The sequence below is a fragment of the Methylocaldum sp. genome, assembly GCF_039794385.1.
GTDB lineage: Bacteria > Pseudomonadota > Gammaproteobacteria > Methylococcales > Methylococcaceae > Methylocaldum.
In genome coordinates this window covers 1-8,987 of record NZ_JBDIVO010000205.1, presented here as the reverse complement: position 1 = coordinate 8,987, position 8,987 = coordinate 1, and the positions used below count along the sequence as shown (strand labels likewise).

At 61.3% G+C, this 8,987-nt stretch carries 9 protein-coding genes; 2 read left to right on the top strand and 7 right to left on the bottom strand.

Features of this window, described 5'->3' with window-relative positions; all coding sequences use genetic code 11:
• Positions 1-152 precede the first annotated feature (152 nt).
• Both ABJK70_RS16135 and ABJK70_RS16130 read left to right on the top strand, forming a co-directional pair.
• Positions 153-527: a GNAT family N-acetyltransferase gene (locus tag ABJK70_RS16135; RefSeq protein ID WP_280859364.1), complete on the top strand. Its 375-nt coding sequence runs from the start codon at positions 153-155 to the stop codon at positions 525-527.
• 174 nt (positions 528-701) lie between these two features.
• Complete coding sequence (locus ABJK70_RS16130) at positions 702-1,145, top strand: UPF0158 family protein (RefSeq protein ID WP_156880664.1); 444 nt, start codon at positions 702-704, stop codon at positions 1,143-1,145.
• Between the two features lie 143 nt (positions 1,146-1,288).
• Here the strand turns inward: ABJK70_RS16130 and ABJK70_RS16125 are convergent, their stop codons facing one another.
• From ABJK70_RS16125 to ABJK70_RS16095, 7 genes are all read right to left on the bottom strand, one after another.
• Positions 1,289-1,567: a hypothetical protein gene (locus ABJK70_RS16125; protein ID WP_156880665.1), complete on the bottom strand. Its 279-nt coding sequence runs from the start codon at positions 1,565-1,567 to the stop codon at positions 1,289-1,291.
• A 122-nt stretch (positions 1,568-1,689) separates the two neighbouring features.
• A complete protein-coding gene (locus ABJK70_RS16120) occupies positions 1,690-2,799 on the bottom strand; it encodes a glycosyltransferase (protein ID WP_133717398.1) in 1,110 nt (369 codons plus the stop codon).
• A gap of 2 nt (positions 2,800-2,801) precedes the next feature.
• Positions 2,802-3,986 carry a glycosyltransferase gene (locus tag ABJK70_RS16115; protein ID WP_347258471.1) on the bottom strand — a complete coding sequence of 395 codons (1,185 nt, stop codon included), beginning with the start codon at positions 3,984-3,986 and terminating at the stop codon, positions 2,802-2,804.
• An 11-nt stretch (positions 3,987-3,997) separates the two neighbouring features.
• Positions 3,998-5,134: a glycosyltransferase gene (locus ABJK70_RS16110; RefSeq protein ID WP_077729347.1), complete on the bottom strand. Its 1,137-nt coding sequence runs from the start codon at positions 5,132-5,134 to the stop codon at positions 3,998-4,000.
• 21 nt (positions 5,135-5,155) lie between these two features.
• Positions 5,156-6,316, bottom strand: coding sequence for a glycosyltransferase family 4 protein (locus ABJK70_RS16105; RefSeq protein WP_347258470.1), 1,161 nt, complete (start codon positions 6,314-6,316; stop codon positions 5,156-5,158).
• The gene (locus ABJK70_RS16100) at positions 6,313-7,341 is read right to left on the bottom strand and encodes a Gfo/Idh/MocA family oxidoreductase (protein ID WP_077729348.1); all 1,029 of its coding nucleotides are present in this window, start codon (positions 7,339-7,341) and stop codon (positions 6,313-6,315) included. The genes ABJK70_RS16105 and ABJK70_RS16100 overlap by 4 nt, the downstream gene beginning before the upstream one ends.
• Entirely contained in the window at positions 7,338-8,345 is a 1,008-nt protein-coding gene (locus ABJK70_RS16095) for a zinc-binding dehydrogenase (protein ID WP_208110112.1), read from the bottom strand. Before ABJK70_RS16095 ends, ABJK70_RS16100 begins: the two co-directional genes overlap by 4 nt.
• Positions 8,346-8,987: the final 642 nt, after the last annotated feature.

Genomic DNA, 8,987 nt, shown 5'->3' with positions numbered 1-8,987 from the left:
GCCGCGGAATCGGCGGCTATCGCCTAACCCGCCCTACGAGCTGACCCATTCACGATTGGGCTGTGTGGCATAAGCGGTGAACAATGGATTACGAACTTAGACCTGCTACTTCTGATGACTACGCATACTGTTACCGTCTCACCAAGAGGAACATGCATGATTTATTCTGTAAACACTGGGGAGGCTGGGTTTCAACCGAGTTCCGTAACGGATTCGTCGTTGAGAACATAACCATGGTGATCATTGCCGGTAAACGAGCTGGTTACCTCAGCGTAATCAAAGAACCCACATCGATTTACATCGACAACATCCAGTTATCCCCTGCCCGGCAGGGCCAAGGTATTGGCACAAAGCTCTTGAACCGTCTACTTGCTACTTATTCAAAGGTCAGCATTCGTCTTACGACCTTTGAAGACAATCCGGCCAAAAGGCTGTATGAGCGAATGGGGTTTGTCGTCGTAGAAAGAAATGGCATGACAGTTAAGATGGAAAAACAGCCTAACGAGGCGGTGCACCGGAGCTGCTAACGCGGCCCGATTACCGGTGACGTTAGCAAAACGGCCCACGCTTTGGTTATTCGCTTTGATTTTTTTACGCAAAATGACGAAGTTCACTTAGCTGAACCAAGCCGAAGTTAAAACAACAAAAGCTTGACCCAGTCACCAAGCGCCGATTGTTCGGCACATGAGGCCACGTACCATATGTCCATCGCAAAGCTCAGATACTCAGATCTCCTTGATGCCTTCGAATTCGTGAGTTCCGGCGCGCCCTTTGACAGCAGGGCCTTCATTGATCGGGACACCGGAACGATTCACTATTTGTCACCCGAGTTCGACTTCGAAGAAGAAGTTCCCGACGATCTCGAAACATCAGACAGGTACGTCGAAGTTCCTCACAAGCACGATCTGGACTTGGGGCATAACCTGGTATTGTCATTCGTAGAGCAAGAACTCCCCGGCGAATACGAAACCGTTTCCGAGTTTTTTCGAAAGAAAGGCGCTTACGGTCGCTTCAAAGATTTCTTGAATAGCCGAAACCAGCTTGAACGCTGGTACGAATACGAATCCCGCGAGACTGAAAAGGCGTTGCGCCTTTGGTGCGACGAAAACGCCGTCGAGCTCACCGATGATTCATCTGTGGCCTAACCTCTCGGTCAACCGGGCCGTCTGCTGGTTGCGCTTGCAGGTTCCCGCCGCCTTATCGGCTGCTGCCCGGTCCGGGATTCCAATTCCGCGCGGTGCGGCCGGCGACAAAGGAAGGTATTTTCTTCCGTCTTACGGGTCGACGATCAGTCGCGCCGCACCAGCTTGAAAAAACGGCTTACCTCTCCGCTCTGGGTTCTTTCCTGATAAAGAAAAGCCAGCTTTTGCTCTTCGAACTTGTCGAAGAACGCCTCCCAGGAGATCCGCTCCAGCGTTTCACCGCCTTCGGTGAACCGGATGCGCAGGATGCCTGCCTCGTCGCCTTTGCCGGCGGTACCCTTAACGGTGGCGGGCCAGCCTCCCCGTTCTTCCACCCAGCGGCGAATCTCCTCGTGATTCGTCGTTTTTTTCGATTCGTGCGACATGACGACACCTCCTGGCATTGATCATTCGGTAATGAAGCCTTGCGGCGAGAACATTTTTTAGTTCGGTGTAGGGTGTGACGGTTTCGTATGCCGCCCGTTCCTGCACCCTAGTAAAAAACGTTCTAACCGTAGCTATGAATGATGCGGGGTCTAGGGAATCCCCCGCGTGCCCGGCGCACATGGTTTTCCAACTCTATGGCCCGATGAATCGAGGTATGGGCCGAAAGCACCTTGGCACGCGCCCGCTCGCCGATGCGGGTCCGTTCGGCATCCGAGGTCTCCTGGAGATGGCGCAGAACGTCCTCGGCGCGTTCGGCCACCAGAATTTCTTCACCGATCTTGAAGAAGCTGTTGAGACCTTGCCAACGATCCGAGATGACCGGCGTCCCGCAGGCGGCGGCTTCGAACAGGCGCACGCTGGGCGAGTATCCGGCGCGTACCATCTCGTGGCGGGTGACGTTCAGCGTGAAACGCTGCGAGGTATAGAAGCGCCGGTGAGCGGCGGGCGGCAAGTGTTCGACGCGGTGAACGTTCGGAGGCCAAGCTATCGTTTCCGGGTATTGCGCTCCGACGATCGCAAATCGCCCCTGTGCCCACTGACGCGCGGGTTTCAGCAGCAATTCCTCGACCGCCGGCTGCCGGTCTTCGCTGTAAGTGCCCATGTAGCCGAGGTCGTACTCGATGGGGCCGAAGTCTGAAGAATGTAGATCCGGGTCTACCGAGCAGTAGAGCGGTTCCACCCGTTGAGCGCGGTACGAGCGTTTGAGCCAGGACAGGAGCGGACCGCCGGTGAAGGATAGATAAAGCTCGTAGCGGGGGATTAGATCCGGGTGCAGATATTCACAATCGCCGTGCACCAGTTTAGCCAGCGTGATCGGCGTATCGATGTCGTAGAAAGCGGTAAGGCCGCGCGCCGTGGCGATCACCCATTGTCCGACCTCGACGCCGTCCGGAACGTACGAGCCGACGATGACCAGATCGGCTTGCGCCACCTCGTCGGTGAACCGATCTTTCAGTTCGTCAAGATCGGCATAAAGGCGGGTCGTGCCGTAAGGCGGGTTGGGCAGGTCGCGGTTTTTCGCATACCAGGGCTGGTCGCGTTCCAGAAACAGTACGCTATGGCCGCGCGCGCTCAAGCCGTGTACCAGCGCCCGATAAGTCGTGGCGTGGCCATTGCCCCAGGATGACGTAATCGAGAGTCCCAGTATGACGATGTTCAATGGCTCGGACATGATCAAGCTCCTGTGTGTGGGTTTAAGGAGGGGTTGAACCGATCGGGAAGAGAGTTCTCCTCAGCATTGGATCGAGGCGCGGGCGTATTGCTCGAAACGCCGTCATCCGCCAGTCCGGTCAGAATACGGTGGACCAGCGCCGCCCGGTGCGCATAGGTATGCTCCGCGATCACCCGCCGCATGGCGGCGGCGCCGATCGCCCGAGCACGTTCTTCGGACGTCGTTTCAAGATGCCGGACGACATCGTCCCCGGTCCGGGCAACCAGAATTTCCCGGCCGGGTTCCAGAAATTGCTCGATGCCCTCCCAGGCGTCGGTGACGATGCAGGCGCCGGCACCCGCCGCCTCGAATACTCGGGTGGCGGGGGAGTAGCCGAAGCGCGCCATGCTGCTGCGGTTGATGTTGAGGACCATGCGCGAGCTGCAATTGAACGCGTTGTGATCCTGGGCGTATACATGGCCGAGATAGCGGAGATTGGGGAGTTCCGGTATGTTGCATTCCCACCCGTTTCCGCCGAGCAGGAAATCGGCTTTCGGGAGTTTCGCCGCGGGACTGAAGAAGAATTCGTGCACCCGCGTTTCCCGGTCCGGGAGGCGGTTTCCGAGAAATCCCAAAGTGGCGGCAAACCGGGGATCCGGTGTCACGGGATAATGAATGGCCGGGTCCAGCGCGTTGTAGACCGGCACGCAGCCGCGTGCGCCCAATGTCCGGTAGGCTTCCACGACAGGCGGTCCGCCGCCGTAGGTCAGGATCAGGTCGTAATGGGGAATCAGGGTACGGAACGGATCGTTGGGATTCTGGTGAACCCGCTCCAAGGTGGCCGGGGCATCGACGTCCCAATAGATGACCATTCGGTTTGGCGCCCGAAGGCCCGGGATTTCGCGTTCCAGCCAGTCGTCGAACACGCCGACGCCGCTTGCCTTGACCAGGATATCCGCCTGCCGGGCGGCTTCCAGCGCTTTCGAAACGCCCTGTTCCGTGGCTGGATAAACCACGACGTTGGCCCAGGTCGGATTGGCCATGTCGCGATGCTGCTGCCGCTCGAAGGCATCCGGCTCGTAGAAGGTGGTGCGGTACCCCAGCACGCTCAAGGCGCGAATCAGTCCGCGGTAGTACGTGGCCGCGCCGTTCCAGTAGGACGAGACCAGACTGGAGCCGAAGAATGCGACTTGCGGCCGGTGTTTCATGAAGACGTCTCCTATGTGACAGCGGGTTCTTTCCTCGATTTGTGTTCCGCGGAGCGGGACAGGCGCAGTTCGCGGCAGATGTCCAACAGCTCGTCGATTCGGTGCGCGCAGGTGTGGCGTCTGAGTATGGTGGCGCGTCCCTGCGCGGCCAGACTCTGCGCGAATTTGCGGTCGTGCAGAACCGCTGCGACGGCTTCCTCCATTTCGTGACGGGTGCGGGCGACCAGGAAATCCCGGCCGGGCGTAAACAAGCCCTCGACATCGTCCCAGGGCGCGCTGACCAGCGGAATGCCGCAGGCCAGCGCTTCGAAGGGGCGTATCGTGGGTATGCCCGGCAGCGCCCTGCGATAAGGCCGCCGCGGAATGTGTACCGTCACCTTGAAACGGGCGAACATTCGGGGAACCTCATAATTCGGCAGCCATCCGCCGTATTCGATTCCGGCGTCGGACAAGACGTCGAGCGCCCGTGCCGGGTAGCGCACGCCGTAAATGCGCGTCCTCAGCTTGAGCGTCTTGACCGGATCGATGAGAAATTCCTTGAGCTCGCGGGTGCGCTCGTCGTCGCCCCAGTTGCCTATCCAGATCAAATCTCCTTCCTCGGGCTCGCGCGGCATCGGACGGAATACGCGGGTATCGGCGGCCTCGTGCCAGGTCCAGGCCCGCGAGGCCCAGCCCCGGTCCAAATAGATGTCGCGCAGTACCTTGCCGAAGGCCAGCACCCCGTCGTAGTGTTCCAGATCGTATCGGGCGATCGATTCGGGATCGGTCACCGCCCGATGATGGGTGTCGTGGAACAGCAAGACGTAGTGCCCCGATCGGGCGCGATGGCGTCCGATCTTTTTGACCAAAGCGGGATCGTTCCACTCATGCACGATGACCACGTCGGCATCCGCCAGAACGGCGCCGATGTCGATATCGTCGACGTTATAAAAGCGGCTGAGCAGCTGTGGATAGGCCTCGAAAAAGCCCATCAGCGAGCCGGGAAGCCGCTCGGCGCGGAGGTTCTGAAGACTCCAGCCGTCGGTCGGTTCGTAAACCTCGACGCGGTGGCCGCGCTGCAGCAGTTCGGTGGCGATGCCCCGCAGGAAATGGGCATTGCCGTGGTTCCAGTCGGAGATCAGAGAGTGATAGAAGAGGACAAATTTCATTCTAAGATTCCATTGTTTTAGTTAGACGTGGTGATCGGGTCGCACCGGCGCTCCCGGCGATGCCGTTTGCGAGTGAAAAGAGACGTTCGTCGTCTTGCCGGCCCGGCGTTTGGTCGTCCGTCGGTCGGCGATCAGATCGTGATAAGCATTCCAGTACGCGGCGGCCATCCGTTCCGGCGTGAACCAGGCCGCTCTGATCCGGGCCTTGGCCGCCCAGTCGTGCCGCAGGTCCGGCCGGTCGATCAGTTCCTGAAGCGTCGAGCGGAGTTGCTCGGTATCGTTCGGCGATACGAACAAGGCAGCGTCCTGCCAGATTTCGCGAAGGCTGGGGATGTCGCCGAGCACCAGGGCGCATCCCGCCGAGGCCGCTTCCAGCGCCGATAAACCGAATGGTTCGTAGCGGGCGGGCAGGGCGTAGATAGCGGCATGGGCGAACCAGTTCGCGAGTTGCTCGGGAGAAAGCCGCCCGAGGCAATGGGTGTCCGCGAAGTCGGACGTTCCGCCGTCGGGATGTCGGGCTTCGCCGGCGATGTAGACGGGCCATGACAGGCGCGGGGCGATTCGGGCGAGAGCGGCGATATTCTTGGCCGGGTCCCATAATCGGCCGGCCGAGAGGATAAAGGGCTTTTTGTTGCTCTCGGGCTGGCCGGCGCGCCCATTGGAGATCACGCGGGCTGTCGGCAAAGGACCGTACAGCCTGCGCAATTCGGCGAGCATGGCCGCGGTCGGTGCGACCAGGCAGTCCGCCGCCCGCAGCCCGGTTCGAACGACGTCCCGATAGCGGTCCAGGCGCTTCGGCGCCGGCTCGCCGTATACCGCTTGCCACCACGACAGCACGCAGGAGTGGCCGACCATCAGGACCGGAGCCGGCCAGGCCAGATGGCCGTGGGGGTAATCGTTCAAATGAATCAGCGACGGATTGGCGTCCTTCGCCAGCTTCAGCAGCCACCGGCCGGCTGCTTCGAGATCCTCCCAGGGATCGTCCATCCAGACCAGTTTGTAGCGGCTCTCGGCCACCCGGACATGGTGAAGGGCCGCGGCTTCGCGCCGCTGTTCGGCGGACAGGGGGGCGCCCATCGTGGCCAGCACGATGTCCGCCCCGAAAGCTTCCAATCCGCGGGCCAGCTCCAGCGCGTACCGCCAGACGCCTCCGATCGTGTCGGCCGTCATGAGGATTTTCATCGTCCGTAGATCCTGTCGAGTACGGTTGCGATTTCGACGAACTGCCGGGCTTCCGGGGCGAAGCGCCCTTCTTGGCCGAGCCTCCGTGTCCAATCGATGAGCGCCCTCCCGCCCCAGGGGTCGGGAGGGCTGGCGACGGCTTCGCGCCGGGTTCCGTGGAAGCGTTCGACGATGAAGTCGTAGAAGGAGCCGTCGACATTGCGGAGCGCGGCCCCGCCCCCGGTGCCGTGGAAAGAGAAATCGATCGCCGCATCGCGGCCGGCCGAAAGCCGCCAGGAACAGGCGATGCGAGCGACGGCGCCGCCTCGGAATCCGATCTCCGCGACGGCATAGTCTTCGATCTCGGCAGCCGGTTTTGCCAGGAGCCTCCCGCGGGCGTACAGGCGGCTGACGACCTCGGTGACGTCCGGAAAATCCAGCATCCACAGCGCCAGATCCACGAGGTGGACGCCCAGATCCATGACGCAGCCGCCGCCCGCCAGGGCGAGGTCGTAGAACCACGGCTTGTCCGGGCCATAGGCGTTGTGGAAGGTCAGGTCCACGGCATAGATTTCGCCCAGATCGCCCCGGCGGATGGCGTCGCGAATTTCCGCCATGCCGCGTACGTAGCGGTAGCTCAAATCCACGCCCAACAGCCTGTCCGCACGGCGCGCCGCATCGACGATGCTTCGCGTTTCCTGCCGGGTCCTGGCCAGCGGTTTTTGGCAGAACACCGCAAGGCCTCTTTCGAGAGCGGCCATCGCTTGCCGGGCGTGAGCGGCGCTGGGCGTGGCAATGACTATTCCGTCCACAGAGTTCTCGAAGAGGCTCTCCGGACGTTCGCTCAGGGCGGCTCCGGGCGCGAGGTGCGACGCTTCCTTCAGGGCTTCCGGGGACGGATCGGCGAGGGCGACGATCTCGGCGCAACCCTCCTCCGCCAGGGCGGCCATCCGGTTGCGGCCGATCCAGCCGACGCCGAGAAAGCCCAGCCGCGGACGGTTCGGCCGAACTTCCGTAGTCGCGTTTTGTACCGGAGTCGCGCTCATAGCAGCACCACCGCCTTCAGAAAGCCGTCCGGGCGCGACCGCATCAGCTCGAAAGCCTGGGGCAGCTCCTTGAGGGCGAATCGGTGGGTGTAAAGCGGCGACGGATCGATGCGTCCGGTGGCCACAGCCGCGATCGCGGCGTGCAGACCGTCGGCGTATCGCTGCGGGTCGCGTTCGTGGGCGTTGATGACGTCCAGGCCGCGCCAGTTCCACAATTGCATGTTCACCTGGCGCGGCCCGTCCTGATGGTAGCCGGCGATCACCAAGCGACCCCGTACTCGGGTCAATTCGGTGGCCAGATCCAGGGTGTACTGTTCTCCCCCGACCTCGATCACGCAGTCGCAGCCGACATCCCCGGTCAGTGCTTTGACGCGGTCGACGGCAGCCTGAAAATCACCGATCGACAGGGTTTCGTCGGCGCCTTGGCGGCGTGCGACATCGAGCGCGTAGGGACGGCGGGACAGTGCGATCACGCGGGCTCCGGCCTTGGCCGACAGGCCGACGAGCAGGGCGCCCAGAAAGCCGATGCCGACGATGGCGACCGTTTCTCCGGACTTGATGCCGCTGCGGTGAAACACGTTCATCGCGCAAGCCAGGGGTTCGCCTGGGAAGATCTGGTCGTCGAGCACGGCGGGAAGAGGAATGGCGGCGCCGGCTTCGACCAGATCGTATCCGGCGTAGGCGTGATAGGACAAAACCGCTACCCGAGTGCCCACCGCCGGACGCTCGACGTCCGCGCCCACTGCCTCGACGCGGCCCCAGCCTTCGTGTCCGGGGGCGCCGGGCGGGAAGGGGTAGTCGAACCAGGGGCGTCCTTCCCAGACCGGAAGATTCGAACCGCAGACGCCGCAGCCTTCCAGCTTGACGCGCACCTGCCCAGGACCCGGTGGGGGCACCGAGACGGGCATTACTCGAAGGTCCTTCGGTCCTCTGAAAACCGCCGCCAAGCAGCGAATCTGGGCGACGGTTGCCTGTAAGGGAGCTTGTTCCGTTGCCGGTCTCACGCGTTGATGTCCTCCTTGTGCTCAGCCATCCGTGCTGAGATTGTCCCGTTCCGGAAGCGGGCATCGGCCGGCAAGAGATCAGATGTTCATGCTGCTGACCGCTTCGCTATCGTTCCCTGTTTAAGCACTCTCGGATTCCACGCATCGGTCGGATTCCAAGGGGTGTCCAGTGCTAACTGTCGTGTTATTAACCCGGCCTATAAATATAGGCCGGGTTAATCCGGGGCAGGGATGCCCCGGCGCGGCGACAAGCCGCGTGAGCCCAGGCCGGGCGTGTACCGGCCTGGGCGGCGGCCCGAAATACCAGGAGGGTATTTACGGGCCTGATTAATAAGTAAAGCTTTGAAAAAAGCCATCTCCCTCTGACCAAAGGTATCTACACAAGTCCGCAAAACCGTCATTCCGGCAGGGAAGGGTTGCGACTAAAGCAACCGTTTGCGATTGGATGCCGGAATCCAGAACACATGGATGTGAGAGGCCGTTGCCGTCCTTAGCCTCTGGACTCCGGCAATCCATGCCGGGGTGACGATTTGTACAGATACCTCTACTCTCCGGGAGAGGGTTGGGCGAGGACCCTTTAAGTCAGTCAATTACGCAAGTTTTTTACTCCGAACAGAGATTTACTGCGCGTAAATAAAGTTG

What these genes read in the sequence shown, in the direction of transcription:
- ABJK70_RS16135 (WP_280859364.1), top strand. Translation starts at nt 153, where the DNA reads ATGCATGATTTATTCTGTAAACACTGGGGAGGCTGGGTTTCAACCGAG.
- ABJK70_RS16130 (WP_156880664.1), top strand. Translation starts at nt 702, where the DNA reads ATGTCCATCGCAAAGCTCAGATACTCAGATCTCCTTGATGCCTTCGAA.
- ABJK70_RS16125 (WP_156880665.1), bottom strand. Translation starts at nt 1,567, where the DNA reads ATGTCGCACGAATCGAAAAAAACGACGAATCACGAGGAGATTCGCCGC.
- ABJK70_RS16120 (WP_133717398.1), bottom strand. Translation starts at nt 2,799, where the DNA reads ATGTCCGAGCCATTGAACATCGTCATACTGGGACTCTCGATTACGTCA.
- ABJK70_RS16115 (WP_347258471.1), bottom strand. Translation starts at nt 3,986, where the DNA reads ATGAAACACCGGCCGCAAGTCGCATTCTTCGGCTCCAGTCTGGTCTCG.
- ABJK70_RS16110 (WP_077729347.1), bottom strand. Translation starts at nt 5,134, where the DNA reads ATGAAATTTGTCCTCTTCTATCACTCTCTGATCTCCGACTGGAACCAC.
- ABJK70_RS16105 (WP_347258470.1), bottom strand. Translation starts at nt 6,316, where the DNA reads ATGAAAATCCTCATGACGGCCGACACGATCGGAGGCGTCTGGCGGTAC.
- ABJK70_RS16100 (WP_077729348.1), bottom strand. Translation starts at nt 7,341, where the DNA reads ATGAGCGCGACTCCGGTACAAAACGCGACTACGGAAGTTCGGCCGAAC.